The sequence below is a fragment of the Pseudomonas proteolytica genome (assembly GCF_007858275.1).
GTDB lineage: Bacteria > Pseudomonadota > Gammaproteobacteria > Pseudomonadales > Pseudomonadaceae > Aquipseudomonas > Aquipseudomonas proteolytica.
The window spans coordinates 1-26,447 of the sequence record NZ_VFEV01000035.1 but is presented as its reverse complement, the minus strand read 5'-3'; the positions used below and the strand labels follow the sequence as shown (position 1 = coordinate 26,447).

Below are 26,447 nucleotides of genomic sequence, written 5' to 3'. Positions count from 1 at the left end.
CAACCAAAAACTTAAGCTGGAACCGCCTTGGCCCGAGGCTCGCGCTCCCAAACCCGATGCTGGGCAATTGCCGCAATAAACGCCTTCAACGCCTTGGCATCCCCGCCAACAATCAAGCCCGCATCCGCCTCCAGCTTCAACACCGCCAACAACTGCTTCGCCTCACCGGCCAAGGCAATCGCCTTCAAATGCTTGTAGGCCTCCAGCAGGTAGTGCAACGCCACACCATCGCCGCTCAATGCCTGGATCGATTTCGCCCCACCCGGCACAAACACCGCGTCGAATGCCACTGACGGCAAACCTTCCATCGAGGCATCCACCGCCAGGCTCTTGCCATCGGCCGTGGTTACCGGCGCCGAGGTCGGCCCAAGCAATTTGGCATGGGCCCCTTCTGCGGCCAGCGCCTTTTTCAACGCTGCGATGGCTGCACCATCAACACCATTGGCCGCCAGGATCGCCACCTTGCGCGTCTTGATACCCCCTGGCAGCAGGTTGGCCTGGCTCAAGGCCGGCGAGCGCTCTGGCGCGGTCTTGCGCACTGGCACGGTGCCTTTTTTCGGCACCGGCAGGCCCAGGTTCTGCGCCACGCGCTTGGCCAGCTCCAGGTCGATGTTGGCCAGGATCTCGTTGACCTGGCGCGCCCGGATAAACTCACGCTCGACCTTGCCCAGCTCAAAGCTGTAGGCCGCGATGATGTGCTCCTGCTCGTGCTTGCTCATGCTGTTGAAAAACAGGCGCGCCTGGGAAAAGTGATCGCTGAATGACTCACTGCGCTCGCGGATTTTGTGCGCGTCGATGCGCTCCGGGTAAGACTCGAAACCGCCGTCCTGCGCGGCCGGAGGCGTTTCCTTCGGCCAGCCGCCGTCGATAGAGTTCGGCTCATAAGCAGCACGGCCTTTGTCGATGGTGCTGCGGTGCATGGCATCGCGCTGGTTGTTATGCAGTGGCGTCACCGGCTGGTTGATCGGCAACTGGTGAAAGTTCGGGCCACCTAGACGGCTGATCTGCGTGTCGGTGTAGGAAAACAACCGACCTTGCAGCAGTGGGTCATTGGAAAAGTCGATACCCGGCACGATATGGCCTGGGCAGAAGGCGACCTGCTCGACTTCCGCGAAGAAGTTATCCGGGTTGCGGTTGAGCACCATCTTGCCCAACGGGGTGATGGGCACCAATTCTTCGGGAATCAGCTTGGTCGGGTCGAGGATATCGAAGTCGAAGGCATGCTCTTTATCCTCGGGAATAATCTGCACCCCCAGTTCCCACTCCGGGTAATCGCCCATCTCGATGGCGTCCCACAGGTCGCGACGGTGGTAATCGGTATCTTTACCCGCCAGTTTCTGCGCTTCGTCCCACACCAGGGAACAGGTGCCCGCCGTCGGCCGCCAGTGGAATTTGACGAAGTTGGACTTACCCTCGGCATTGACCAGGCGGAACGTATGCACACCAAAACCCTGCATGCTGCGCAGGCTTTTTGGGATGGCGCGGTCGGACATCGCCCAGATCACCATGTGCGCCGATTCCGGCTGCAGCGAGACAAAATCCCAGAACGTGTCGTGGGCCGAGCCGCCGGTAGGAATTTCGTTGTGCGGCTCAGGTTTTACCGCATGCACGAAGTCAGGAAACTTAATCGCGTCCTGAATGAAAAATACCGGCATGTTGTTGCCCACCAGGTCGAAGTTGCCTTCTTCGGTGAAGAACTTCACGGCAAAACCACGCACGTCACGCACCGTATCGCCCGAACCACGTGGGCCCTGCACCGTGGAAAAACGCGTGAACACCGGGGTTTTATGGCCAGGGTCACGCAAAAAACCCGCCTTGGTCAGCGCCGAGTGGTTTTCATAGGTCTGGAAGTAGCCATGGGCGCCAGTACCGCGGGCGTGCACGATGCGCTCCGGGATCCGCTCGTGGTCAAAGTGCGTGATCTTTTCACGCATGATGAAATCTTCCAGCAGCGAAGGCCCGCGTGCGCCGGCTTTCAAGGTGTTCTGGTTGTCGGAGATTTTCACCCCCTGATTGGTGCGCAGCGCCTGGCCAGTGGCATCCGAGCGGGATTTTTCCAGGCTTTGCAGCTTGGCATTGGTGTTGCCACGGTCCAGGGTATCGGTGCCAGCAAGCTCGCTCTTGGGCGCTTGGGCAGGTTTCTTGGTACTCATCAGACAAAACTCCTCGTTTGCGTAGGCCAGAGCGGTCCCTGGCTCGTTTGAGCAAAACCCCGGGCACGGCACCCGGGAAATCGAGTTGCTTAAGTAGTGACTGACACGGTTTTTGACCGTTCCTTTTTTATGACCTTTGATCGCGTTATTGCCAAATCACTGGTTGAATACGAAATAAATGCTAAGAAACACTAGATGGACAGGCTAAAATGCGCGCCCGGCTAACCGCTGATCCCTTTTCAATGCGCCCCACAAGGTTCGCTACGTGATCGAGTTTCATAACGTCCATAAAACCTACCGGGTCGCCGGTAAGGATATCCCCGCCCTGCACCCCACCAGCCTGCGCGTCGAGAACGGCCAGGTGTTCGGCCTGATTGGCCACTCTGGTGCGGGAAAAAGTACTCTGCTGCGCCTGATAAACCGCCTGGAAGAACCTTCGGGCGGCCAGATCAAGGTCGACGGCGAAGAAGTCACCGCCCTGGATGCCAATGGCCTGCGCCGTTTCCGGCAACAGGTCGGGATGATCTTCCAGCACTTCAACCTGCTGGCCTCCAAGACCGTCGCCGATAACGTCGCGCTGCCGCTGACCCTGGCCGGTGAGTTGTCGCGCCGCGAGATCGATGCGCGCGTGGCCGAACTGCTGGACCGGGTTGGCCTGTCCGACCATGCCAAGAAGTACCCGGCGCAGTTGTCCGGCGGCCAGAAGCAGCGCGTCGGCATCGCCCGCGCCCTGGCCACCAAGCCAAAAATCCTGCTGTGCGACGAAGCCACCAGCGCCCTTGACCCGCAGACCACTGCCTCGGTCCTGCAACTGCTGGCCGAGATCAACCGCGAGCTGAACCTGACGATCGTGTTGATCACCCACGAGATGGACGTGATCCGTCGTGTCTGCGACCAGGTCGCGGTGATGGATGCCGGTGTGATCGTCGAGCAAGGCCCGGTCGCCCAGGTGTTCCTGCACCCCACGCACGCAACCACCAAACGGTTCGTGCAGGAAGCCGAGCAGGTCGATGAAGGCGAGCAGCGCGATGTCTTCGCCCATGTACCAGGCCGCATCGTGCGCCTGACGTTCCAGGGCGAAGCGACCTACGCGCCCCTGCTGGGTACCGTCGCCCGCGAAACGGGTGTGGACTACAGCATCCTGGCCGGTCGCATCGACCACATAAAAGATACCCCTTACGGGCAACTGACCCTGGCCATCACCGGCGGTGACATGGAAGCGGCATTCGCACGCTTTACCGCAGCCGATGTGCACATGGAGGTCCTGCGTTAATGGACGTGTTACTGCATTACTTCGACAACGTCGACTGGGCTGATATCTGGGTAGCCACCAGCGACACCATGCTGATGCTCAGCACCTCGCTGTTTTTCACCGTACTGGTGGGCCTGCCGCTGGGCATCCTGCTGTTCCTGTTCAGCCCACGCCAGTTGCTGGAGCAGAAAACCACCTATGCCGCCCTGGCCTTCGTGGTCAACGCCATCCGCTCCTTGCCGTTTATCATTCTGCTGATTGTGATGATCCCGACGACGGTATTCCTCACGGGCACGTCGCTTGGCGTGGCCGGTGCGATTCCGCCGCTGGTGGTGGGCGCTTCGACGTTCTTCGCCCGGCTGGTGGAAACCGCCCTGCGCGAGGTCGATCGCGGCATCATCGAGGCGACCCAGGCCATGGGCGCGACCACCCGACAGATCATCACCAAGGCGCTGCTGCCCGAGGCAAAGCCGGGCATCATTGCGGCAATCACCGTGACCGCCATTGCCCTGGTGGGCTACACCGCCATGGCCGGCGTAGTAGGTGCCGGTGGCCTGGGCGACCTGGCGATCCGTTATGGGTACCAGCGTTTCCAGGATGACGTGATGGTCGTCACCGTGGTGATGTTGATTGTGCTGGTGCAGATTCTGCAAACCATCGGCGATAAGCTGGTGACACACTACTCTCGAAAATAACGGCCATTACCGGCGCCCGCCGGCAGATGCCCGAACAAGGAGCTTGTTGGATGAAAAAACTACTGGTTGCTTTCGCCGCGGTTGCCGCGTTTTCCGCCCATGCCGCCGAGACCCTGACGGTCGCCGCGACGCCGGTGCCCCACGCTGAGATCCTTGAGTTCGTGAAGCCGGCCCTGGCCGCGCAAGGCGTGGACTTGAAGGTCAAGGTGTTCACCGACTACGTGCAGCCGAACGTACAAGTGGCCGAGAAGCGCCTGGATGCCAACTTCTTCCAGCACCAGCCGTACCTGGATGAGTTCAACAAGGCCAAGGGCACTCACCTGGTGAGTGTGGCCCGCGTGCACCTGGAGCCCCTGGGCGCGTACTCCAGCAAGTACAAGACCCTGGCCGAGCTGCCGGACGGTGCCAACGTGGTCATCCCCAACGACGCCACCAACGGCGGCCGCGCGCTGTTGCTGCTGGCCAGCAAGGGCCTGATCACCTTGAAGGACCCGACCGATATCCTGTCGACCATCAAGGACATCACCGGCAATGAAAAGGGCCTGAAATTCCGCGAACTGGAAGCCGCCACCCTGCCACGCGTGCTGACCCAGGTCGACCTGGCGCTGATCAACACCAACTACGCCCTGGAAGCCAAGCTGGACCCTGCCAAGGATGCCCTGGCGATCGAAGGCAACGACTCGCCTTACGTCAACATCCTGGTGACCCGCGAGGACAACAAGGATTCGGACGCGGTGCAGAAACTGGTCAAAGCCCTGCACACTCCCGAGGTGAAGAAATTCATCAACGAGAAGTACAAAGGCGCAATCCTGCCGGCGTTCTGATCGAGCACTATCGCCAAAACACTGGAGATCGAATGTGGGAGCTGGCTTGCCTGCGATAGCGGTGGATCAGCGACCAAAAGGCTGGCTGACCTGACGCTATCGCAGGCAAGCCAGCTCCCACAGCTGATCTGGGTTGTCGGCTGGATTTGCTCCAGAACTAGTTACGCTGCAACAACCCCGGCAACTGCGCCACCAGCTTCTGGTTGTTCAACGGCGCACGGATAAACCCACGCTGGGTGCCATCCGGGCCGATCAAGGCCAGGTTGCCGCTGTGATCGACGGTGTAGTTCGGCTTGCTGGTATCGGCCGGAATGAACGGAATGCTCACCGCATTCGACACCTTCTGCACATCCTCCACATTCGCGCCGGTCAGGCCTGCAAATTGCGGATCGAAGTAGCCCAGGTATTGCTTGAGCTGCGTCGGGGTATCGCGATGCGGGTCAACGCTGACCAGGATCACCTGCAGCTTATCCACTACGTCCTTGGGCAGCTCGCTCTTGATCTGGCGCAGCTGGGCGAGGGTGGTCGGGCAGATGTCCGGGCAGAAGGTGTAGCCGAAGAACAGCACACTCCACTTGCCCTTCAACTCGTTGACCAGCACCGGCTGGCCGTCCTGGTTGGTCATGGTCACCGGCGGCAGCTGGCGGCTTTGCGGCAGCAGGATAATGCCCGCGTCGATCAATGCCGTAGGGTCGCCCTGGCCCTTGCCGGACAGTACTTTATTGACGGTCAGGCCCATGACCAACGCCACGATGGCCACCAGGATAAAGACAGTTTTTTGAGTTCGAGTCATAGGTTCAACAATAAGTAGTGGTCTACGAGCAGGGCGATAAATAGCAGGAACAGGTACCAGATAGAGTACTTGAAGGTATTGATCGCCGCGTGCGGCCGACTGCCACGGTACAGCACCCAGGCCCATTGCAGAAAGCGTGCGCCCAGAACCAGTGCACAGCCCAGGTACAACAGCCCGCTCATATGGATCACATAGGGCATCAGGCTCACCGCCAGCAGCGCGAAGGTGTAGAGCAGGATATGCACCTTGGTGTAGTGCTCGCCGTGGGTCACCGGCAGCATCGGGATATCGGCCTTGGCGTACTCCTCCTTGCGATGAATGGCCAGGGCCCAGAAGTGCGGTGGGGTCCAGGCAAAGATGATCAGCACCAGCAGCAATGGCTCGGCACTCACATGGCCGGTGACCGCCACCCAACCGAGTAACGGCGGCGCCGCGCCGGCCAGGCCGCCGATCACGATGTTCTGCGGCGTCGCGCGCTTGAGGAAGCCGGTGTAGATCACCGCATAGCCCAGCAACGAGGCCAGCGTCAGCCAGGCCGCCAATGGGTTGGTAAAGGCCAGCAACAAGCCCAGCCCGGCCACCGCCAGCGCCAGGGCAAATGTCAGCGCGGCGACCGGGGACACCCGGCCTTCGGCCAGCGGCCGCTTGTGAGTACGCGCCATCAGCGCATCAATACGCCGGTCCACCACATGGTTCACCGCCGCTGCGCCACCAGCGCACAGGGCAATCCCCAGGTTGCCGAAGATCAACACCGTCCACGGCACACCGGCGCGGGTGGCGAGAAACATGCCCACCAGCGAGGTGATCAGCATCAGCACCACCACCTTGGGCTTGGTCAGCTCCAGATAGTCACGCCAGATCGCCTGGCTGTGACGCTCGCCAATCAAGGTCGCCATGGCATCTCTCCTTTAAGGGTGATCAGGCCCGAAACGTGTTTGCGCGGGCTGAAGCGCCAACCGAACGGCACTTGATGGCGGACCCGCACCAGGCTGGTACGGGCGTGGTAATTGACCAGCACCAGGGTCAGCAGCAGCGCTGCACCGCCGGCGTTGTGGGCGACCGCCACCGGCAGCGGCAAATGAAAGTACACATTGCTCAGGCCCAGGCCGATCTGCACGGCGAGCGCCACCAGCAGCAACCCGGCGAGGCGCGTCATGCCCACCGCCTTGAGCTGCCAGGCCAGCCCCAGCAGCACCACGGTGACCGCCAGCGCGCCCATGCGATGGGTCAGGTGAATCGCCGTGCGTGCGTCGCTGTCCAGTTGCCCGCCCAGATAGTTGGGGCCGATATGCTGGGTCAGGTGAAAGCCATTGGCAAAGTCCGCCGCCGGCCACCACTCGCCATGGCACGTCGGCAAGTCGATACAGGCCACCGCCGCATAGTTGGAGCTGACCCAACCACCCAGCGCCACCTGCCCGATCACCATCACCAGGCCCGCCGTGGCCCAGTACTGCAAGCGCCTGGGCACGATCAGCGCCGGCAACACCCCGGACAAACGCAGGGTCAGCAAAAACAGCAGGCTCAACGTCGCAAACCCGCCGAGCAAATGCCCGGTGACCACCTGCGGCCAGAGCTTGAGCGTCACCGTCCACATGCCAAAGGCCGCCTGGGCGAACACCACCGCCAGCAGGAACAACGGCAGCTTCAAGGGTTGCCCCGGATGCCGGCGATGGGTCCAGGCGCGAGCGGCCAGCAACGTGATCAGCAGCCCAAGGGTGCCTGCGGCGTAGCGGTGGATCATCTCGTTCCAGCCTTTGTCGGCCTCCACCGGCGTATCCGGGAAATGCAGCTCGGCATGGGCCAACTGGGCCTCGCTTTTAGGCACGCTGATAAAGCCGTAGCAACCCGGCCAGTCCGGGCAACCGAGGCCGGCATGGGTCAGGCGGGTGTAGGCGCCGAGCAACACGACAATCAGCGCCAGCAGGGTGGCAAACAGCGCGAGGCGAAATCCAGGTTTGGCCATGACGATGCCCTTATCCGATATTCGACAGTTTCAGCAGATGGCGCAGGTCGTTGAGCAGATCCTTGCCCTTGACCCGCGCGTCATAGCGCAGCACCAGGTTGCCGTGGGGGTCGACGATCCACAGTTGGGCATCGCCGGGCGCGGCAGCGTTTTGCTTGAAGGTCGGCAGGTCCAGGGGCAAACGCTGCAACTGCGGATATTCGGCTTTCAGCTTGGTCTCGTATTCAGCACTGAGCGGCTGCGCACTGGCCAGGGCATGGCTGGCGCGGGACGCATCACGGCCCAGGCCGATCTGCAGTTGGCGCGCGAGGTAGACCAATTGCTGGCAATCGGCGGCGCAGGCTGCGGGGGCGGTCACCAGCAATTGCCAGCGCTGCTCGTCGGCCTGCACGCCGATATCGGCGCGGGTCTGGCCATTGCCGATCATCTCGCCGTGATCACTGCGGTTGTCCGGCACCCAGAACTGCAACTTGTACATCAGGGTCGCCAGCACCATCGGGCCGATCACCATCAGCAGGATCAGGATCAGTTGCCAGCGCCCCTTGCGCCGGTTGGGCGCCGCTGGCGTGTCAGACATGTTGAGTGGATTCATGGCCGCTCCCATGGTGCTTCTCCCTTGCGTTGTGCCATCCGAGGTAGAGGTAAAGGCCCAGCAGCGCCAGCGCCATGGCGAACCACTGCACGGCATACCCCAAGTGTTTTTCCGGCCCCATGGCCACTACCGGCCACTGGGTTTCATAGGTCGCAGGGCCGGCTTCGGCCCGCAGTTCAAAGGCAAACCCGCTGCGGCCCAACTCAGCCCAAAGCACCTGTGGATGCAGCGCCGTCAGCAAGCGTGGCCATTGCGCGGCGGCCGGGTCGGCATGCAACTGGAACGTCTCGCCCGGTGCGACATACACCCAGGCATTGATATTCAAAGGCTGGTCGGGCGTGGTGAAGGCCGGCGGCGTGCGTCGATCCGGCCACGCCAGCCAGCCGCGATTGAGCAATAGCCACTGGCCGCTGGCCTGGTCATGAAAGGGTTGCAGCAACTCGACGCCGGCCTTGCCGTCACGCATGCGGTTATCCAGCAGCACGCTGTGCCCGGCATCGAACTGCCCGCGCAACTGCACCCGGCGAAAGGCTGGGTCAGCCACCCCATCCAACTGTTCAACACTGATAGGCGGCGCCGCCCGGCGCTCGGCATAACTCTGTAGCAGCGCCTGTTTTTCCTGGCCACGGGACAGTTGCCAGAAACCCAGGAACACCATCAGCGGCAGCAGCACGAGCACCACCAGCGTCGGCGCAATCCCGGGGCGAAAGGGTTTCATGGCGTTGCCGCAAAGGTGGGTGCTGCGCTGGCTATACTGAATCTCATTGCCCGCCCCTCAAAAAAACAGCCCTGGAGCCTGACCATGCTCAAAGCCGCTATTGCCCTGATGCTGATCGCTACCGTTGTGAGCCTGTTCAGTGGCTTGTTCTTTCTGGTCAAGGACGAAGGCCACTCCAATCGCCTTGTCACTGCCTTGACCGTGCGCGTGGTGCTGGCCGTGATGACCCTGGCGTTGATCACCTGGGGGTTCTTCAGCGGCCAGCTGGTTTCCCACGCGCCCTGGTAAGTCGCTACAGCACGTAGACGAAGAAAAACAAACCGATCCACACCACATCCACAAAGTGCCAATACCAACTGGCCGCCTCGAAGCCGAACTGGTGCTCGGCATTGAAATGCCCCTTGAGGATGCGCATCAGCATCACGAACAAAATGATCGTGCCGATGGTCACGTGGGCGCCGTGAAAGCCGGTCAACATGAAGAAAGTCGCGCCATACACCCCCGAGCCCAGGGTCAGGCCCAGCTCTTTGTAGGCGTGGATGTATTCCTCGGCCTGGAACCCCAGGAACGCCACCCCCAGCAACACGGTGAGCGCCAACCAGATTTTCAGCGCGCCGCGATGCCCCTTGCGCAGGGCGTGGTGGGCGATGGTGATGGTCACGCTGGAACTCACCAGCAAGATGGTGTTGACCAGCGGCAAGCCCCACGGGCTGATAGTGCCTTCCGGCGCCGGGAACAGCTTGGGGTCGGGGTTGTTGAGCAGCGGCCAGGCGAACTCGAAATTCGGCCACAGCATGTGCGCAATGCCCTTGGAGCCTTCCCCGGCCAGCCACGGCGCCGACATATGCCGCACATAGAACAGCGCACCGAAGAAGGCGATAAAGAACATCACCTCTGAAAAGATGAACCAGGTCATGCCCCAGCGAAACGAGCGGTCCATCTGTGCGCTGTACAACCCGGCGCGGCTTTCCTTGATCACCGCGCCGAACCAGCCAAACATCATGTAGGCCAACAGCAGGCTGCCGACGAAAAAGATCAGGGGCCCGTGGGATTCCGGGCGCGCAGCCTTGAGGTCGTTGAACCACACGCCCAGGCCATACACGGTGATCAGCAGCCCAAACGTGGCAATTATTGGCCACTTGCTTTGCGCTGGTACGTAGTACGTATCATGAGTCGACATGTATCCGTTCTCCTAATCGAGCCCGCAGGCACGCCTAGCCGCCGGTATGGACAGCCACGGGCGGTTGGCGCGCAGTGATATCGAACAGCGTGTACGCCAGGGTCAAATGCTTCACATCCTTGGGCATGTCGCGGTCGACAATGAAGCGCACCGGCATCTCGATGCGCTCCCCCGGCTGCAGCACTTGCTGGGTGAAGCAAAAACACTCGGTCTTGTGGAAGTACATCGCCGCTTCGGCCGGGGAAATGCTCGGGATCGCCTGGGCCGTCATCGGCTTGTCGCTGGGGTTGAAGGCTACGAACACCATCTCGTTGACCGCGCCAGGGTTGACCACGATTTCGTCGGCCTTGGAGTGGAATTCCCAGACCATATCGATGGCATTGGTCGACAGAAACTGCACCCGCACCTGGCGCGACGGATCGACTACCTGTGAGCCTTCGTACTGCCCGGCAGTCTTGCCGTTGATGCCGAAGGCCTTGCACATCACGTCGTAGATCGGCACCAGGGCGAAGCCAAAGGCGAACATCGCCAGCACCAGAATCAGCAGGCGCGTGACCAGGCGGTTGAGGGGCACGGAATCAGCCATGGCGCCCACCCCCGCGTGACGGTTCTGTAGGAGCGAGCTTGCTCGCGAAAAACCACAGCGCACCGCGTTTATCCAGGCAACCCGCGTTATCGTTCACGCCCTTCGCGAGCAAGCTCGCGCCTACAGACCCGCTGTTCATTTGACCTCCGGCGGCGTGGTGAAGGTGTGGTACGGCGCTGGCGAAGGAATGCTCCACTCCAGCCCTTCGGCACCATCCCACGGCTTGGCCGGCGCCGGCTTACCGCCACGGATGCACTTGATCACGATAAACAGGAAGAAAATCTGCGTGGCACCGAACATGAAGGCGCCAATCGACGACACCATATTGAAGTCGGCGAACTGCAGGTTGTAGTCCGGCACCCGGCGCGGCATGCCGGCCAGCCCGACGAAGTGCATCGGGAAGAACGCCATGTTCATCCCCACGAACGACAGCCAGAAATGCAGCTTGCCCAGAGTTTCGTCGTACATATGGCCGGTCCATTTCGGCAGCCAGTAGTAGGCCGAGGCGAAGATCCCGAAGATCGCCCCAGGCACCAGTACGTAATGGAAATGCGCCACCACAAAGTAGGTGTCGTGGTACTGGAAATCCGCCGGCGCAATGGCCAGCATCAGCCCGGAAAAGCCGCCGATGGTGAACAGGATCACGAAGGCCACGGCAAACAGCATGGGCGTTTCGAAGGTCAACGAACCTTGCCACATGGTGCTGACCCAGTTGAACACCTTGACCCCGGTGGGCACGGCGATCAGCAGGGTGGCGTACATGAAGAACAACTCACCCACCAACGGAATGCCCACCACGAACATGTGGTGCGCCCACACGATAAACGACAGGAACGCGATACTCGCGGTGGCGTAGACCATCGAGGTGTAGCCGAACAGCGGCTTGCGCGAGAAGGTCGGGATGATCGAGCTGACGGCACCAAAGGCCGGCAGGATCATGATGTACACCTCGGGATGGCCGAAGAACCAGAACACATGCTGGAACAACACCGGGTCACCGCCGCCGGCAGCGCTGAAGAAGCTGGTGCCGAAGTGGATATCCATCAGCATCATGGTCACGCAACCGGCCAGCACCGGCATCACCGCGATCAGCAGGAACGCGGTGATCAGCCAGGTCCAGACGAACAGCGGCATCTTCATCAGGGTCATGCCCGGGGCACGCAGGTTGAGGATGGTGGCGACCACGTTGATCGCGCCCATGATCGAACTGATCCCCATCAGGTGAATGGCGAAGATAAAGAACGTCACGCTTTCCGGGGCGTAGGTGGTGGAGAGCGGGGCATAGAAGGTCCAACCGAAGTTGGGCCCGCCCCCCGGGGAGAACAAGGTCGAGACCAGCAACAGGAACGCCGCCGGCAACAGCCAGAAGCTGAAGTTGTTCATGCGCGGCAGGGCCATGTCCGGCGCGCCGATCATCAGCGGGATCATCCAGTTGGCCAGGCCGACAAACGCCGGCATCACCGCGCCAAACACCATGATCAAGCCATGCATGGTGGTCATCTGGTTGAAAAACGCCGGCTCGACGATTTGCAGCCCCGGCTGGAACAACTCGGCACGGATCACCATGGCGAACGAGCCGCCGAGCAGGAACATGGCGAAGCTGAACCACAGGTACATGGTCCCGATATCTTTGTGGTTGGTGGTCAGCACCCAGCGCATCAAGCCCTTGGCGGGGCCGTGGGCGTGGTCAGCGGCATGACCGTGGTCATCGATCACAGTGCTCATGGCCGTTCTCCTGCAAGCGGATGGGCGGGGCGGGTCAGGGCATACGCAATGAAGAGGTTCATTGGCTTTCCGCCTGTTTGATGGCCAGCACGTCTTTAGGCGTGACCATGTCGCCTTTGTTGTTGCCCCAGGCGTTACGCTCGTAGGTCACGACTGCCGCAATATCGACTTCCGACAGCTGCTTGCCGAACGCCGCCATCGCGGTCCCGGGCTTGCCGTGGTAGACGATGCTCAGGTGATCTGCCGCAGGTCCGGTGGCGATTTTCGAGCCCTTGAGCGCCGGGAACATCGGCGGCAGGCCTTGGCCTTCGGCCTGGTGACAGGCCACGCAAGTGGTGTGGTAGACCTTGTCGCCACGGGCCACCAGCTCTTCAAGTGTCCACTCTTTGGAGGTCAGCTCCTTGAGCTTGGCGGCTTCTTCCTTGCGCTCGCCGAGCCAGGTTTCATAGTCCGCCTTGGACTTGACCTCGACCACGATGGGCATGAACCCGTGGTCCTTGCCGCATAGCTCTGCGCACTGGCCACGGTAGATGCCGGGCTTCTCGACCCGGGTCCAGGCCTCGTTGACGAAGCCGGGGATGGCATCGCGCTTGACCGCAAACGCCGGTACCCACCAGGAGTGGATCACGTCGGCGGCGGTCACCAAAAAGCGCACCTTGGCGCCCACCGGCAGCACCAGCGGCTGATCGACTTCCAGCAGGTAGTGTTCGCCCTTGGTGGCCTTGTTCTGGATCTGCTCGGCGGGGGTGGCCAGGTTGCTGAAGAACTCGACGTCCTGGCCCAGGTACTTGTAGTGCCACTTCCACTGATAGCCGGTGACCTGGATATCGATATCCGACTCACTGCTGTCGTAGATGTTGATCAGGGTCTTGGTCGCGGGAATAGCCATGGCGACGAGGATCAGCAGGGGCACGACGGTCCAGAGAATTTCGACCGTGGTACTTTCGTGGAACTTGGCCGCCACCTGGCCCGTGGAGCGCCGATGCACAATCATCGACCAGAACATGGCGCCAAACACGATGATGCCGATCACCACACAGATCCAGAAAATGGTCATGTGCAGGTCGAACACAGCGTGACTGACTTCGGTGGCCCCTGGTGCCATATTCACTGTCCAGGCGGCCTGCGCCTGGCTGAATACTGACCACAAGAGTAAGCCCATCCAAACATGTGGATGTCGCGTCATTGCGGGTTCCCCTTATCGTTCTTGTTATCCCGCCGGTTTGCACCTGCGGCCAAGGGGGCGGCTTCCAAACTGCTTACATCCGCCAAGCCTTGCCTGCCTAATGCAGTCGGGCGTCATCAGCTAATTGCGTACAAACCCGAGTATAGACAGCGACTGCGACCCCGCAATGTGTGGGGACAAATCAGTAAAAAGAGACGAACGGCGCTGGCCGGCCAGCAGATTAAAGGCCTATCCGACGAACGATGGCATTTCGATATAACAGCGGCGCATAACCATGAAATAATTATGACAAATGCGTCTTAGGGGCTCGTATAAACGAGCTACCTTATGCAATCCCCTTTCCTACGCCCGTATTCCTGGAGCTTTCATGAACACCGCCGCATTGCGCGAGCAGATTTCCCGTGCCCATCAACACGAAGCGTCCACTGGCCAATTGGCTAAACAACTGGACGCTCAGTTACCACACCTGCATTCGGCCATTTCCCTGGCCGAGGGTGATCGTAATGCCGTGATGACGCGCTTCGTCACCGCCTACATCGATCAGGTTCCGGACCTGCTGGACGCCGCCAACGACGTGGCCCGGGAAGCAGGGATTGAAAGCCAGATCAAGCCGGTGCTGAAAATCGCCGAGCATTTCTTTCTCCAGCCACCGGCCATCCTCGCTGCCCATGAAGGCCTGAACGGCCTGCTGGACGAGGCCTACCTGGCCCACCGGCTGGTGGAAGAAGTGAACGATTTGTATATCAAGCACTTCGGCCAGCCGTTGATTCCGGCGGACACCACCGTTGCCAATGTGATTGCCCACCAGTTGATCGGCGAAGATTTCGCCAACCAGCTGGATGAAGCCGTGCACCTGGCGGTGGATGAGATGCTCAATGAAGAGAGCTTTGCTCTGGAGTCCGTCGAGGCCTATCGCGAGCAGCTCAAGAGCCCGGCAACGGAAGCCGCGTGGAAACGCTGGCCTTGCCTGTCGCGCCAGCTGGGCGTGGAGTTGGAGCTGGATCAGCCGGCCTAGAGTTGCGGCCTGGCACAGAACAAAATGTGGGAGGGGTTTGTGTGGGAGCCGGGCTTGCCCGCGATGCAGGCACCGGGGTGCATCAGTTACACCGCGGTGATGCTATCGCGGGCAAGCCCGGCTCCTACACAAGCCCCTCCCACTTTTTATTCGGTTTCGTCAGACCACTGACGGGGCAGAGCCGATCCGGGTCGTGGTGCGTATTCGCCCTTCCAACCGACGCTTCAACCCGCGCGCCTCGATCACCAACTTCGAGCCCTTGGCCGCATTGGCCCGACCCCATTCCTCCAGTAGCTCCAGACACGAATGGTCCACGTAGCTCAAGTTGTTGAGCGGCACATGCACGGTGGTTCCCGCCGGCACTGTCGCCAGTACCTGGGTCAATGCGGGCACCTTGAGGAAGGTCGCCGCGCCTATCAACCGCAACTCCATTTCACCGTCCTGGGGCAGGTCGATCAGGCTGACTTTCAAGCGTGAAGCCTTCCACGCCAGTTTCACCAAGGTCAGGCCGAAGCCCACCAGCACACCGGTCAGCAAGTCGGTAAAGATGATCGCCAGGGCCGTGGCCGCGTAGGTGAACATCGGCATCCGACCATAGCGCCCCAGCCCACGGAAAGCCTTGAGGTCCACCAACTTGATCCCGGTGTACACCAGCACACCCGCCAGGCTCGCCACCGGAATGCTTTGCAGCACGCTCGACAGCAGCAACACGAAGGCCAGCAGCCAGAGACCGTGGAACATCGCCGACAAACGCGTGGTCGCACCCGCCTGGACGTTAGCGGAGCTGCGCACGATCACACCGGTCATGGGCAATGCGCCCACCAGACCACACAACATGTTGCCTACACCCTGGGCGGACAATTCCTTATCGAAGTCCGAGCGCTGGCCGTTGTGCATACGGTCCACAGCCGCCGCCGAGAGCAACGTTTCGGCGCTGGCGATGAAAGCTACGGCGAAGGCAGCGATCAACAGGTTGGGATCGGCCAGGTTCAGCAGGTCGCTGGGGCGCAGCCAGTCGATGGCATCGGCGAGGTTTGCCGGCACTTCCACGCGTTTGACCTGCAATGCCAGCATCAGGCTGGCTGCCGTCGCCAAGCCCACACCCAGCAACGCACCCGGTACAAAGCGCAGTTTTTGCGGACGAAATTTATCCCACAACCACATCACCAGAATCGTCGACAACCCCAGCAGACCGGCTTGCCAGCCGAGACCGGGAATGGCCTGGGCCACTGCAGCGGGGAAGCCGGCAAGGTTATCCAGCCCAGACGGCTTGGGCGCTCCATCGAGCATCACATGCACCTGCGACAGGACAATCAGCACCCCGATCCCCGCCAGCATGCCGTAGACCACCGCCGGTGCCGTCACCCGGAACCAGCAACCCAGGCGCAGACGCCCGGCCACCAATTGCAGGAAGCCCGCCAACAGCAGGATCGGCCCGAGCATCAGCATCCCGTGCTGGCGCACCAGTTCGAACACCAACACCGCCAGGCCGGCAGCCGGGCCACTGACTTGCAGGGGCGAGCCGGCCAGCCAACCCACCACCAGGCCACCGATGATCCCGGTGATCAGGCCCTTGGCCGGCGGCATGCCCGAAGCAATGGCGATCCCCATGCAAAGTGGCAAGGCCACCAGAAACACCACCACCGAAGCCAACAGCTCCCGTGGCAGCACTGTTTTCAATTGAGCTGCACGCATAATGACTCTCCCGAGGCATTCGCCGGGCGTGGCAAGGCCTGGCTGCATCCATGGCAGCCATCGCATTACCCGGCAGGGGATTGTTTTAGAAGCGCGCTTTGGGCGTCGCCGAAGGGATCGGTCCGGAACCGGTCAGCGGCAGGAACGTGGCCTGGTCCGCATCGTAGGCTTTGATCTCGCTGGTCTCGATGTTGTAGATCCAGCCATGGATAAACAAATGACCGTTGGCCATGCGCGAAGCCACAGAAGGGTGGGTGCGCAAATGTTGCAACTGGGCGATGACGTTTTCTTCGGTCAGCACCTGCATGCTTTCGCCTTCATTGGCGCAATCACAGTTGTCCTGGACCATGGTCTTGGCGACCTCGGCATGACGTAGCCAGGCTTTGACCGTGGGCATCTTTTCCAGGCTCTGGGGGTTGAGCACCGCCCGCATCGCGCCACAGTCGGAGTGGCCGCAGACGATGATGTGCTGCACGCCCAGGGCCAGCACCGCGTACTCGATGGCCGTGGACACACCGCCGTTCATCTGCCCATAAGGCGGTACGACGTTGCCTACGTTACGGGTGACGAACAGATCGCCCGGGGAGCTTTGGGTAATCAGTTCCGGAACAATGCGCGAGTCGGCACAGGTGATAAACATCGCCCGTGGGCTCTGGGCCGTGGCGAGTTTCTTGAAGAGTTCTTCCTGCTGGGGAAAGACCTCGTTATGGAAATGCAAAAAGCCATCAACGATGTGCTGCAGCGCTGCATCGGCGGACTCCGCCTCGTGAGGGGCTGAAGCCGACGCAGCCAACGGCTGTTTATCCTTGTCACTCATGATTCATCCTCGTAGTTGGAGCAGGGGAGTGTTGCAGTTCAGTTTGGCGCGCGACCATTGCAATAATTGGAAAACCACACCAGCCGCGACGCAGACCCACCAGTCACTCGATGAACAAGGTACCTGCCAAAACTTAACTCAAACTGAATCAACCGCTCTATCTCGCGGGTTTCAGTGATGTCAAAACGCGACTACCCTGGCTGGGCAGTGCGCGCATTTGTATCAGTCTACAACAAAGCCAGCTGCCTGCCGGGCGGACAGAATGCACTGCAATCGAGGTTGAAGCCTTCCCGTCGGTCCAGCCCCAAGCGCTTGATCGCCTTGGCAAATCGTTGCGCCAGCAGGTCGGCAAACGGCCCCTCACCGCGCATGCGCACACCGAAGCGGCTGTCATAGACTTCGCCCCCGCGCACCTGGCGTACCAGGCTCATCACATGGGCCGCCCGTTGCGGGTAATGGGCCGCCAGCCACTCCTCGAACAGTGGCGCCACCTCAAGGGGCAGGCGCAGCATCATATAGGCGGCGCTCTGTGCCCCGGCGGCGTGGGCCTCGGCGAGCAGGCTTTCCAGTTCGCTGTCATTGATCATCGGAATCATCGGCGAACACAGCACGCCTACCGGGATACCCGCCTGACGCATCACCCGGATCGCCCGCAAACGCGCCTTGGGCGCCGCCGCACGGGGCTCCAGGATGCGCTTGAGTTCATCGTCCAGGCTGGTAAGGCTGATCATCACCGCTACCAGCCGCTGGCGGGCCAGCTCCGTGAGCAGGTCCAGGTCACGCAGGATCAACGAACCCTTGGTCACGATAGTCACCGGGTGACGATAGCGCAGCAGCACCTCCAGGGTTTGCCGGGTGATCTTGTACTCGCGCTCGATGGGCTGGTACGGGTCCGTGTTGGAACCCAGGTTAATCGGCGCACACACATAGCCGGGCTTGGACAATTGCTGCTCCAGCACCTCGGCGGCGTTGCTCTTGGCGATCAGCTTGGTTTCGAAGTCCAGGCCCGGGGACATGTCCCAATAGGCATGACTGGGCCGCGCATAACAATAAATACAACCATGCTCACAGCCCCGGTAAGGGTTGATGGAGCGATCGAACGGCAGGTCTGGCGAGGTATTGCGGGTGATGATGGTCTTCGCCGTCTCGATGCGCACTTCGGTACCCTGGGTCGGCGGCACTTCCTGATACCAACCATCGTCCTCGGCCACACTGACCGTGGGCGCGAAGCGATTGTGCAGGTTGGTGGCGGTGCCTCGCCCACGCGGCGGTAGAGGAGTGGACATGAAAGCGCCTCGATACTGTTTTTATATACAGTATCGAGGCTCAGCGTATCTGACCAGTGCCGTTGGGCGGCAAAGCCTGAATCAGTGACTCGTGGTCACTTGCCCCAGATCGTCGCCCGAGGTGCTGTGTTGATCGCTCTTGCGCAGGTCGGCGACTTCGCCGGCCTTCACCGGCGCGCCCTGGTTACCCCAACTGCCACGGATAAAGCTGACCACATCCGCCACTTCCTGATCCGACAAGCGCCAGGCAAACGCCGGCATGGTGAAGGTCGAAGGCGCGGCGTGAGTGGCCGGCAGAGTGCCGCCCTTCAACACAATGTTGATCAGCGACGTGGCATCTGCCGTCTGCAACACCGGGTTGCCCGCCAGCGCCGGGAACACCCGGGTGTAGCCATGGCCGTCGGTACGGTGGCAGGCCGCGCAGTTGTCGATGTACACCGCGGCGCCTGGCTTGCTGTCATCGCCCTTCCACAGCGCCTCGGCCACCTGCTTGTCGTATTGGTGCGGCTGATCCTTGGGGTCGACTGCCGGCAGGCTCTTGAGGTAACGGGCGATAGCTGTCAGGTCGTCTTCAGACATGTACTGCATGCTATGGACTACAACATCGCTCATACCGCCAAACACCGCGCTGCGATCACTGCGACCGGTCTTGAGAAACTGCACCAGCTGCTCTTCGCTCCAACTGCCCAGGCCGTCCTTGTGGTCGCCGCGCAGGCTTTTGGCGATCCAGCCTTCCAGTGGCGCACTGCCGGACAGGAACGCCGCCCCGTCCGCCGCGCTAAGGGCCTTTTCCTGCATGGTCAGGGCCCGCGGGGTATGGCAAGCGCCGCAGTGACCCAGGCCTTCCACCAGGTAGGCGCCACGGCTGATCACCGGGTCGGCATCGGCCGGGGCCTGATAGTCCGCCACCTCGGGCGCGAACATCCAGCGCCACGCCGCCAGGGGCCAGCGCATGCTCAAGGGCCAGGGAATATCACTGTCCTGGTTCGCCTGGGCGACCGGTTCCACACCTTTCATAAAGTACGCATACAGCGCCTGCATGTCGGTTTCGCTGACACGTGCATAAGACGGGTAGGGCATTGCCGGGTAAAGGGTACTACCGCTTTTGGCGACGCCATGGCGCACGGCCTTGTCGAAGTCTTCAAAGCTGTAGTCCCCCAGGCCGGTTTTGTCCGGGGTGATGTTGGTGGAGTAGATCACGCCGATCGGGGTTTCCATCGGCAGCCCACCGGCAAACGGCTTGCCGCCCTTGGCCGTATGGCAGGCCACGCAGTCACCGGCGCGGGCCAGGTATTCGCCTTGTTTGATCAAATCGGCTTGCGCGGCGCTCACCGAGCAACTGCTGAACAAGGCCAGGGTCGCGATAACAAATGCTTTCATGATCGTCGCTCCTTATGCCTGAACCAGCGGGCCGGGGTTTTTCAAGTACTGCTCGCGAATCGCTCGGGCCGACCAGTAGGTCAACGCCGCCACCAGGCCCGTAGGGTTGTAGCCCAGGCCTTGTGGGAAAGCAGATGCGCCCGGGACAAACACGTTGTGTACATCCCAGCACTGCAAGTAGCGGTTCAACGCGCTGGTCTTCGGGTCGGTACCCATGATCGCGCCGCCATTGAGGTGGGTGGTCTGGTAGGACGCGGTATTGAAGTGTTCGCCGACTTTTTTGCCGAGCACGGCAATCGCCTTGGGGTTCATCGCCTCAGCGATCTTGCCCATTTTCTCGACCATGAAGCGGTTCATCTTGATGTCGTTTTCCTGCCAGTCGAAGGTCATGCGCAGCAACGGCAGGCCGTAGGCATCACGGTAAACCGGATCCAGATCGAGGTAGTTGCCCCTGTAGGACTGATGGGCGCCGTGGGCATCCATCGACACCTGGTGGGTGTAGTAATCGGCCGTTGCGCGCTTCCACGCGCTGCCCCAGGCCGGCGTGCCCGGTGGGTTGGAGGTACCGGCAATCGGTCGGCTGCCCGCCTGGTTGACCCACATCGGCGAGCCTCCGACAAAGCCATGGGGCCCATGGTCGAAGTTGTCGGCGTTGAAATCGTCCACCGCCACGCCGTTGCCGCCGGCGCCGATGAAGTTGTTGGTGTGCACGTCTTTATCGAAGTAGGCCTTGATGGTGGCCATGTTCTGGTAGGCGAAGTTCTTGCCCACCACCCCTTCGCCCGTGATCGGGTCGTAGGGCTTGCCGATGCCCGAGAGCAGCATCAGGCGCACGTTGTGGAACTGGAAGGCGCCGAGAATCACCAGATCCGCCGGTTGCTCGATCTCGCGGCCCTGGGCGTCGATGTAGGTCACGCCGGTGGCCTTGCGCTTGGTGCTGTCGAGATTAACCTTGAGCACGTGGGAATTGGGCCGCAGCTCAAAGTTCGGCACCTGGCGCAACGCTGGCAGGATATTCACGTTGGGCGATGCCTTGGAGTACATGTAGCAGACATACCCACTGCAAAAACCACAGAAGTTGCACGGCCCCATCTGCGCGCCATAGGGGTTGGTGTAGGGCCCCGAGGTATTGGCCGACGGCAGGTTGTAGGGTTTGTAGCCCACATCGGCGGCAGCTTTCTGGAACAGTTGCGCCGAGTAGGTATTTTTCTGCGACTCCAGTGGGAAATGGCTGGAGCGATCCGGCGCATAAGGGTTACCGCCCTTGCCTTCACCCACCAACTGGCCTTTTACGGTCCAGGCCTGGCCGGAGGTGCCGAAGACTTTTTCGGCGTAGTCAAAGAACGGTTCCAGCTCTTCGTAGCTGACGCCGAAGTCCTGGATGGTCATGTCCTTGGGAATGAAGTTTTTCCCGTAGCGCTCTTCGTAATGGCTGCGCATGCGCAACTCGATAGGGTCCACCCGAAAATGCACGCCCGACCAGTGCAGGCCCGCGCCGCCCACGCCATTGCCCGGTAAAAACGCGCCCAACTGCCGGTTGGGCAAGGCAATGTCATTCACGCTATGGCGAATGGTCACGGTTTCCTTGGAGATGTCCTGGAAGAGTTTTTTACGCACGCTGTAGGTCAGTTCATCGATCACCTGTGGGTAGTTACCGTCCGGGTAGGTGTCCTGCATCGGGCCGCGCTCCAGCGCTACCACGTGCAAGCCTGCTTCGGTCAGCTCCTTGGCCATGATCGCGCCAGTCCAGCCAAAGCCAACGATCACTGCATCGACTTTCTTCATGATGGTCGCCACGCTTATGCCCTCTCGCCACGGATGGAAACAGCCGGGAAGGGGTATTGCTCGTTGCGTTCAACCCAATCCATGAAATCGGCGCGGGCGCCGGGGAAGCCGATCATGGTCCAGCCAACCATGCCTTTGTTGCCGCCGTGGATCGGGTCGCAGAAGAACCCCTCCTTGGTGTTTTGCAGCAACAAGTTGAAGAAAATCTTCGGTGGGACCGCCGCGAAATGCTCGCCGGTTTCCGCACCACCAGCCTCCAGGCGACGCAGCAAATCATCCTGGGTAGCGCTGTCTTGCCCGGCAAATGTTTTACCGTTGAACGCTTTCGACCAGGAATCCGTGGCAGCAATACCCAGGCGATAGATCTCCTTGGGCACCAGCTTGCTCTGCCAGCCCATCTCGGGCGGCGCGTCGGCATTGAACGGGCCTTGCATAAACCACAGGGCACCGCTGGCGTAAGGGGTGTTCATCTGGCGGTCGATGTATTGCGGCGCACCGGCTTCCAGGGCGCCCGGGCCTTGGGCATCGGCAGGAATCAAGCGCGCGACGGCGGCGTTGATAAACGCCCATTCCTCGGCGGTGAAGTAGCTGGGCTCGTAGGCCTTTTCACTGGCGGGTGCCTTGGCCGGGCTGGCTTGGGCAGGTTCAGGCGTGGCCATCAGCATCGAGCCGCCAAGGCCGGTACTGGCAACCGTGACCACCGGGATCAAGGTCAAGGATTTGCGCAAAAAGTCACGCCGGGGGTTGTCTCGATCTTGATCAGACATGGTGGCACCTCATCATGTAGTCACGGGTTTAAGCAGTCGCTTCGTGGAGCGGCTTGTCGTTTTGATAGCAATGAATAGTTACAAATGATAGCAGGCTAAGTAATGAAGGAATCGTTTCAGCCAGGAAAATCGAGAAATGCGCGCAAAAAAAATGTAGGAGCGAGCCTGCTCGCGAAAACCTCAAGGACGCCGCGTTCATCCGGAATGAACGCGTTATCGTTAACGATCTTCGCGAGCAAGCTCGCTCCTACAGTGGTTGGCGTAGCTTCTTTAGTCTTTTTTCAGCTTCGGATTAGGGAAGAACTGTACCGCCTGCACCTTGGGATCCGCGGGTGCTTTCAACGCCGAGGTATTGACCCGCGTGCCCAATTCCTTGGGCACCGACAAACCTTGGTCGTTGAGCGTGTCGGTATAACCGCAGGCCACGCATTCGCGATGGGGCACGCTGTCTTCGGTCCACATCTTCAACTTGTCCGGCTCGCTGCACGCCGGGCACACGGCGCCGGCGATAAATTGCTTTTTGGTGATCACAGGCCCGTCACTCATGCTGCCGCGTCCTCACTCAGGCCGCTGTGGCGCAAGAGTGCGTCAATCGACGGTGCGCGTCCGCGGAAGTCGACGAACAACACCATCGGCGCCTGGGAACCACCACGGGCCAGGATCGCCTCGCGGAAGGCACGGCCGGTTTCGGCGTTGAGCACGCCGTCTTCTTCAAACTTGGAGAAGGCATCCGCCGACAACACTTCGGCCCACTTGTAGCTGTAGTACCCCGCCGCATAACCGCCGGCGAAGATATGCGCGAAGCTGTTGGGGAAGCGGTTGTAGGCGGGTGGACGCATTACGGACACTTCGTCACGGATGCCTTCGAGTACCTGGGCCACGCTGCGGCCATCGCCGTGGGTAGCATGCAGCTCAAAGTCAAACAGCGAGAACTCCAGTTGGCGCACCATCATCAGCCCCGACTGGAAGTTCTTCGCCGCGAGCATTTTTTGCAGCAGGTCCTGGGGCAGTGCTTCGCCGCTTTCATAGTGACCGGAAATCAGCGCCAGGCCTTCCGGCTCCCAGCACCAGTTCTCCATGAACTGGCTCGGCAACTCCACCGCATCCCAGGCCACGCCATTGATACCGGACACGCCCGCGTGTTCGACGCGGGTCAGCAGGTGGTGCAGGCCATGGCCGAATTCGTGGAACAGGGTGGTGACTTCATCGTGGGTCAGCAGGGCAGGCTTGCCGCTGTCGGCCGGGGTGAAGTTGCACACCAGGTTGGCCACCGGGCTTTGCAAGGTACCTGCGGCGGTACGCCGGCGATCACGGGCACCGTCCATCCACGCACCGCCACGCTTGTTGGCGCGGGCATACAGGTCGAAGAAGAAGCGGCCGACGTGTTGGCCGTTTTCCTTGATTTCGAACAGGCGAACATCCGGGTGCCAGGTATCGAAGCCTGTCTGCTCGGCGATCTCGATGCCGTAAAGGCGCTGGACAATGGCAAACAGGCCACCCAGCACTTTGTCGATCGGGAAGTAGGCGCGCAGGGCTTCCTGGGACACGCTGTAGCGCTGTTCACGCAGCTTTTCGCCGTAGAAACCGCTGTCCCAGCTTTGCAGGTCGGCGCAGCCTTGCTCGGCGGCGTAGGCCTTGAGCTGCTGCAGGTCCTGGGTGGCGAACGGTTTGCTGCGCTTGGCCAGGTCACGTAGGAAACTCAGTACCTGGTCGCTGGATTCGGCCATTTTGGTGGCCAGGCTCAGTTCGGAGAAGGAGGCGAAGCCGAGCAGTTGGGCCAGTTCCTGACGCAGGTCGAGGATCTGTTCCATCACCGGGCCGTTATCGTTCTGACCGGCATTCGGGCCCTGGTCCGACGCGCGGGTGCAGTAGGCCGCGTAGACTTCTTCGCGTAGCACGCGGTCGTGGGCGTAGGTCATCACCGCGTAGTAGCTGGGGAATTCCAGGGTGATCAGCCAGCCATCGAGGCCTTTGGCCTGGGCCGCAGCAGCCATTTGCGCCTTGGCCGAATCGGTCAGGCCGGCCAGGGTGGCTTCGTCGGTGACGTGCTTGGTCCAGGCCTGGGTGGCGTCGAGCAACTGGTTGGAGAACTTGCTGCCCAGTTCGGACAATTTGCTTTGCACTTCGGCGTAGCGCTTCTGCTGCTCAGGCGGCAGGTCGATACCCGACAGACGGAAGTCGCGCAGGGCGTGCTCCAGGATGGTTTTTTGCGCCACATCAAAACCGGCGGCTTCGGGGCTGTTGGCCAGGGCTTCGAACGCCTGGAACAGCTCGCGGTTCTGGCCCATCTCGGTAGAGTAGGCGCTCAAGGCCGGCAGGCAGGCCTCGTAGGCTTGGCGCAATTCAGCGCTGTTGCACACGGCATTCAGGTGGCTGACCGGGCTCCACGCCGCGCCCAGGCGGTCGTTGAGTTCGTCCATGGCCAGGACCAGGCCGGCCCAGGTCGGATTTTTCCCCTGGCTTTGCAGGATGCCTTCGATGGCAACGCGGTTGTCGGCCAGGATCTGTTCAATGGCCGGTTGGACGTGCTCGGCACGGATCGCCGAGAACGGCGGCAGGTCGTAGGACTGCAAAAGAGGGTTGTTCGCGCTCACGGTTGGCACCTTGGCTGAAGAAACAGGTAAGACAAAGATGGGGCCATCTTAATTACAATCAACGTCCACCGCAGCTATCAACCAAACAGAGAGAGGCTATCGTGACCCTTCGCACCTATCAGAATCACACGCCAACCCTCGGCGCCGGGGCTTTCGTCGATGCTTCGGCGGTGGTGATCGGCGATGTTGAAATCGGCGCAGACAGCTCGGTCTGGCCGCTGACGGTGATTCGCGGCGACATGCACCGCATCCGCATCGGTGCCCGCACCAGCGTGCAGGATGGCTGCGTGCTGCACATTACCCACGCCGGCCCCTTCAACCCGGACGGCTTCCCGCTGCTGATCGGCGACGACGTGACCATCGCCCACAAAGTCATGCTGCATGGCTGCAGCGTCGGCAGTCGCATCCTGATCGGCATGGGCAGCATTGTGATGGACGGCGCGGGGGTTGAGGACGATGTGATCATCGGTGCCGGCAGCCTGGTGCCGCCGGGCAAAAAACTGGAAAGCGGTTTTTTGTATGTGGGTAGCCCGGTTAAACAAATCCGCGCGCTGACTGACAAGGAACGCACCTTTTTCACCTACAGCGCCGCGAACTACGTGAAGCTCAAGGACCTGCACCTGGCAGAAGGATTCGACCAATGACCCTGGATTACCAGACTGTTCTGTTTGACCTGGACGGCACCCTGACCGACCCACGGGAAGGCATCACCCGTTCGATCCAGTACGCCCTGGCCAAGCTGGGTATCGATGAGCCAGACCTGACCAAACTCGAGCACTTTATCGGCCCGCCGCTGCTGCAGGCCTTTATGCAGTTCTACGACTTCGACGAGGCCCGCGCGTGGGAGGCGGTGAATTTCTACCGCGAGCGCTTCAAAGTCACCGGGCTCTATGAAAACCGCGTGTTTGACGGGGTCATGCCACTCCTCGAAGAATTGAATGGCCAGGGGCGCCAGTTGTATGTGGCTACCTCCAAGCCGTGGGAATTTGCCCGGGAGATCGCCAGGCATTTCGATTTCGCCAAGCACTTCAAGGTGATCTACGGCAGTGAGCTCGACGGTATCCGTACCAACAAGGTCGAATTGATCGCCCACTTGATGCACGAAGAAGGCCTGGATCCGGCCAGCACCTTGATGATCGGCGACCGCAAGCACGACCTGATCGGCGCGCGCAGCAATGGGCTGGATGCGGCGGCGGTGGGGTATGGGTTTGGTAGTTTTGAAGAGTTGAGTGCCGAAGAACCGCGCTGGCATTTTGAGACGTTGGACGAGATGCATCAGGCGTTTTTGCGGCGGGCGTGAGATGGCTATCGCGGGCAAGCCCGCTTGTATGTTTAGACTTGAAGGGGTGGGCGGCGACTAAAAGCCCGATTCCGACTCTAGCCAGTACGGACCGTGGGAGACTTCTCGTCCCGCCCTTTCTACCCTAAGCGCCGATAAGGA

25 protein-coding genes are annotated in these 26,447 nt (G+C 61.1%); 7 read left to right on the top strand and 18 right to left on the bottom strand.

Annotation, left to right across the window (positions count from 1 at the left end):
* Positions 1-11: 11 nt before the first annotated feature.
* Positions 12-2,183: a catalase HPII gene (katE, locus tag FIV38_RS22175; protein WP_186351013.1), complete on the bottom strand. Its 2,172-nt coding sequence runs from the start codon at positions 2,181-2,183 to the stop codon at positions 12-14.
* A 235-nt stretch (positions 2,184-2,418) separates the two neighbouring features.
* Between katE and FIV38_RS22170 the strand changes: the two genes are divergently transcribed.
* From FIV38_RS22170 to FIV38_RS22160, 3 genes are read left to right on the top strand one after another with little or no spacing between them, the layout of a single operon-like run.
* Positions 2,419-3,426 carry a methionine ABC transporter ATP-binding protein gene (locus tag FIV38_RS22170; RefSeq protein ID WP_029290335.1) on the top strand — a complete coding sequence of 336 codons (1,008 nt, stop codon included), beginning with the start codon at positions 2,419-2,421 and terminating at the stop codon, positions 3,424-3,426.
* Positions 3,426-4,100: a methionine ABC transporter permease gene (locus FIV38_RS22165; RefSeq protein WP_029290333.1), complete on the top strand. Its 675-nt coding sequence runs from the start codon at positions 3,426-3,428 to the stop codon at positions 4,098-4,100. The genes FIV38_RS22170 and FIV38_RS22165 overlap by 1 nt, the downstream gene beginning before the upstream one ends.
* A 50-nt stretch (positions 4,101-4,150) precedes the next feature.
* Positions 4,151-4,924 carry a MetQ/NlpA family ABC transporter substrate-binding protein gene (locus FIV38_RS22160; RefSeq protein WP_092232497.1) on the top strand — a complete coding sequence of 258 codons (774 nt, stop codon included), beginning with the start codon at positions 4,151-4,153 and terminating at the stop codon, positions 4,922-4,924.
* Between the two features lie 157 nt (positions 4,925-5,081).
* Here FIV38_RS22160 and FIV38_RS22155 read toward each other — a convergent pair whose 3' ends face one another.
* The 5 genes from FIV38_RS22155 to FIV38_RS22135 are packed head-to-tail and all read right to left on the bottom strand — an operon-like array spanning position 5,082 to position 8,990.
* Positions 5,082-5,717, bottom strand: a complete 636-nt coding sequence (locus FIV38_RS22155) for an SCO family protein (protein ID WP_029290329.1) — start codon at positions 5,715-5,717, stop codon at positions 5,082-5,084.
* The gene (gene cyoE / locus FIV38_RS22150; RefSeq protein ID WP_029290327.1) at positions 5,714-6,613 is read right to left on the bottom strand and encodes a heme o synthase; all 900 of its coding nucleotides are present in this window, start codon (positions 6,611-6,613) and stop codon (positions 5,714-5,716) included. Before cyoE ends, FIV38_RS22155 begins: the two co-directional genes overlap by 4 nt.
* Positions 6,601-7,680 (bottom strand): COX15/CtaA family protein, encoded by a 1,080-nt coding sequence (locus FIV38_RS22145; protein ID WP_029290325.1) that lies wholly within the window; start codon positions 7,678-7,680, stop codon positions 6,601-6,603. Before FIV38_RS22145 ends, cyoE begins: the two co-directional genes overlap by 13 nt.
* A gap of 10 nt (positions 7,681-7,690) precedes the next feature.
* Complete coding sequence (locus tag FIV38_RS22140) at positions 7,691-8,284, bottom strand: hypothetical protein (protein ID WP_029290323.1); 594 nt, start codon at positions 8,282-8,284, stop codon at positions 7,691-7,693.
* The gene (locus FIV38_RS22135) at positions 8,250-8,990 is read right to left on the bottom strand and encodes an SURF1 family protein (RefSeq protein ID WP_029290321.1); all 741 of its coding nucleotides are present in this window, start codon (positions 8,988-8,990) and stop codon (positions 8,250-8,252) included. Before FIV38_RS22135 ends, FIV38_RS22140 begins: the two co-directional genes overlap by 35 nt.
* 84 nt (positions 8,991-9,074) lie before the next feature.
* Between FIV38_RS22135 and FIV38_RS22130 the strand changes: the two genes are divergently transcribed.
* A complete protein-coding gene (locus FIV38_RS22130; protein ID WP_029290319.1) occupies positions 9,075-9,278 on the top strand; it encodes a twin transmembrane helix small protein in 204 nt (67 codons plus the stop codon).
* Positions 9,279-9,282: 4 nt separating this feature from the next.
* Here FIV38_RS22130 and FIV38_RS22125 read toward each other — a convergent pair whose 3' ends face one another.
* From FIV38_RS22125 to coxB, 4 genes are all read right to left on the bottom strand, one after another.
* Positions 9,283-10,170 (bottom strand): cytochrome c oxidase subunit 3, encoded by an 888-nt coding sequence (locus FIV38_RS22125; RefSeq protein WP_029290317.1) that lies wholly within the window; start codon positions 10,168-10,170, stop codon positions 9,283-9,285.
* A 34-nt stretch (positions 10,171-10,204) separates the two neighbouring features.
* Positions 10,205-10,756 (bottom strand): cytochrome c oxidase assembly protein, encoded by a 552-nt coding sequence (locus FIV38_RS22120; protein ID WP_029290315.1) that lies wholly within the window; start codon positions 10,754-10,756, stop codon positions 10,205-10,207.
* A 135-nt stretch (positions 10,757-10,891) separates the two neighbouring features.
* Positions 10,892-12,481: a cytochrome c oxidase subunit I gene (ctaD, locus tag FIV38_RS22115; RefSeq protein WP_029290313.1), complete on the bottom strand. Its 1,590-nt coding sequence runs from the start codon at positions 12,479-12,481 to the stop codon at positions 10,892-10,894.
* Between the two features lie 58 nt (positions 12,482-12,539).
* The gene (gene coxB / locus FIV38_RS22110; protein WP_029290310.1) at positions 12,540-13,667 is read right to left on the bottom strand and encodes a cytochrome c oxidase subunit II; all 1,128 of its coding nucleotides are present in this window, start codon (positions 13,665-13,667) and stop codon (positions 12,540-12,542) included.
* Between the two features lie 367 nt (positions 13,668-14,034).
* Here coxB and FIV38_RS22105 point away from each other — a divergent pair, with 367 nt between their 5' ends.
* Positions 14,035-14,682, top strand: coding sequence for a hypothetical protein (locus FIV38_RS22105; protein WP_032862631.1), 648 nt, complete (start codon positions 14,035-14,037; stop codon positions 14,680-14,682).
* Positions 14,683-14,841: 159 nt separating this feature from the next.
* On the opposite strand, the gene FIV38_RS22100 is transcribed toward FIV38_RS22105, so the two are convergent.
* The 8 genes from FIV38_RS22100 to prlC all read right to left on the bottom strand — a co-directional run bounded on the left by FIV38_RS22100 (position 14,842) and on the right by prlC (position 25,006).
* Positions 14,842-16,377, bottom strand: coding sequence for a SulP family inorganic anion transporter (locus FIV38_RS22100; protein WP_092232494.1), 1,536 nt, complete (start codon positions 16,375-16,377; stop codon positions 14,842-14,844).
* Positions 16,378-16,462: 85 nt separating this feature from the next.
* A complete protein-coding gene (locus FIV38_RS22095; protein ID WP_029290302.1) occupies positions 16,463-17,194 on the bottom strand; it encodes a carbonic anhydrase in 732 nt (243 codons plus the stop codon).
* A gap of 227 nt (positions 17,195-17,421) precedes the next feature.
* Positions 17,422-18,480 carry a PA0069 family radical SAM protein gene (locus FIV38_RS22090; protein ID WP_092232490.1) on the bottom strand — a complete coding sequence of 353 codons (1,059 nt, stop codon included), beginning with the start codon at positions 18,478-18,480 and terminating at the stop codon, positions 17,422-17,424.
* Between the two features lie 81 nt (positions 18,481-18,561).
* Complete coding sequence (locus FIV38_RS22085) at positions 18,562-19,860, bottom strand: cytochrome c (protein WP_029290298.1); 1,299 nt, start codon at positions 19,858-19,860, stop codon at positions 18,562-18,564.
* A 12-nt stretch (positions 19,861-19,872) separates the two neighbouring features.
* Positions 19,873-21,657 (bottom strand): GMC family oxidoreductase, encoded by a 1,785-nt coding sequence (locus FIV38_RS22080; protein WP_029290295.1) that lies wholly within the window; start codon positions 21,655-21,657, stop codon positions 19,873-19,875.
* Positions 21,658-21,659: 2 nt separating this feature from the next.
* A complete protein-coding gene (locus tag FIV38_RS22075) occupies positions 21,660-22,412 on the bottom strand; it encodes a gluconate 2-dehydrogenase subunit 3 family protein (RefSeq protein WP_092232487.1) in 753 nt (250 codons plus the stop codon).
* 270 nt (positions 22,413-22,682) lie between these two features.
* A complete protein-coding gene (locus tag FIV38_RS22070) occupies positions 22,683-22,958 on the bottom strand; it encodes a YheV family putative zinc ribbon protein (protein ID WP_029290288.1) in 276 nt (91 codons plus the stop codon).
* Entirely contained in the window at positions 22,955-25,006 is a 2,052-nt protein-coding gene (gene prlC, locus FIV38_RS22065; RefSeq protein ID WP_092232484.1) for an oligopeptidase A, read from the bottom strand. Before prlC ends, FIV38_RS22070 begins: the two co-directional genes overlap by 4 nt.
* Before the next feature lie 101 nt (positions 25,007-25,107).
* Between prlC and FIV38_RS22060 the strand changes: the two genes are divergently transcribed.
* Together FIV38_RS22060 and FIV38_RS22055 are read left to right on the top strand one after the other, a co-directional pair.
* Positions 25,108-25,650, top strand: coding sequence for a gamma carbonic anhydrase family protein (locus FIV38_RS22060; RefSeq protein WP_092232481.1), 543 nt, complete (start codon positions 25,108-25,110; stop codon positions 25,648-25,650).
* Positions 25,647-26,306, top strand: coding sequence for an HAD family hydrolase (locus FIV38_RS22055; protein ID WP_092232478.1), 660 nt, complete (start codon positions 25,647-25,649; stop codon positions 26,304-26,306). Before FIV38_RS22060 ends, FIV38_RS22055 begins: the two co-directional genes overlap by 4 nt.
* Positions 26,307-26,447 lie beyond the last annotated feature (141 nt).

Bases quoted from the DNA above. Each gene is read 5' to 3' on its own strand.
- FIV38_RS22165 (WP_029290333.1), top strand. From the start codon at position 3,426: ATGGACGTGTTACTGCATTACTTCGACAACGTCGACTGGGCTGATATC.
- FIV38_RS22160 (WP_092232497.1), top strand. From the start codon at position 4,151: ATGAAAAAACTACTGGTTGCTTTCGCCGCGGTTGCCGCGTTTTCCGCC.
- FIV38_RS22155 (WP_029290329.1), bottom strand. From the start codon at position 5,717: ATGACTCGAACTCAAAAAACTGTCTTTATCCTGGTGGCCATCGTGGCG.
- cyoE (WP_029290327.1), bottom strand. From the start codon at position 6,613: ATGGCGACCTTGATTGGCGAGCGTCACAGCCAGGCGATCTGGCGTGAC.
- FIV38_RS22145 (WP_029290325.1), bottom strand. From the start codon at position 7,680: ATGGCCAAACCTGGATTTCGCCTCGCGCTGTTTGCCACCCTGCTGGCG.
- FIV38_RS22140 (WP_029290323.1), bottom strand. From the start codon at position 8,284: ATGGGAGCGGCCATGAATCCACTCAACATGTCTGACACGCCAGCGGCG.
- FIV38_RS22135 (WP_029290321.1), bottom strand. From the start codon at position 8,990: ATGAAACCCTTTCGCCCCGGGATTGCGCCGACGCTGGTGGTGCTCGTG.
- FIV38_RS22130 (WP_029290319.1), top strand. From the start codon at position 9,075: ATGCTCAAAGCCGCTATTGCCCTGATGCTGATCGCTACCGTTGTGAGC.
- FIV38_RS22125 (WP_029290317.1), bottom strand. From the start codon at position 10,170: ATGTCGACTCATGATACGTACTACGTACCAGCGCAAAGCAAGTGGCCA.
- FIV38_RS22120 (WP_029290315.1), bottom strand. From the start codon at position 10,756: ATGGCTGATTCCGTGCCCCTCAACCGCCTGGTCACGCGCCTGCTGATT.
- ctaD (WP_029290313.1), bottom strand. From the start codon at position 12,481: ATGAGCACTGTGATCGATGACCACGGTCATGCCGCTGACCACGCCCAC.
- coxB (WP_029290310.1), bottom strand. From the start codon at position 13,667: ATGACGCGACATCCACATGTTTGGATGGGCTTACTCTTGTGGTCAGTA.
- FIV38_RS22105 (WP_032862631.1), top strand. From the start codon at position 14,035: ATGAACACCGCCGCATTGCGCGAGCAGATTTCCCGTGCCCATCAACAC.
- FIV38_RS22100 (WP_092232494.1), bottom strand. From the start codon at position 16,377: ATGCGTGCAGCTCAATTGAAAACAGTGCTGCCACGGGAGCTGTTGGCT.
- FIV38_RS22095 (WP_029290302.1), bottom strand. From the start codon at position 17,194: ATGAGTGACAAGGATAAACAGCCGTTGGCTGCGTCGGCTTCAGCCCCT.
- FIV38_RS22090 (WP_092232490.1), bottom strand. From the start codon at position 18,480: ATGTCCACTCCTCTACCGCCGCGTGGGCGAGGCACCGCCACCAACCTG.
- FIV38_RS22085 (WP_029290298.1), bottom strand. From the start codon at position 19,860: ATGAAAGCATTTGTTATCGCGACCCTGGCCTTGTTCAGCAGTTGCTCG.
- FIV38_RS22075 (WP_092232487.1), bottom strand. From the start codon at position 22,412: ATGTCTGATCAAGATCGAGACAACCCCCGGCGTGACTTTTTGCGCAAA.
- FIV38_RS22070 (WP_029290288.1), bottom strand. From the start codon at position 22,958: ATGAGTGACGGGCCTGTGATCACCAAAAAGCAATTTATCGCCGGCGCC.
- FIV38_RS22055 (WP_092232478.1), top strand. From the start codon at position 25,647: ATGACCCTGGATTACCAGACTGTTCTGTTTGACCTGGACGGCACCCTG.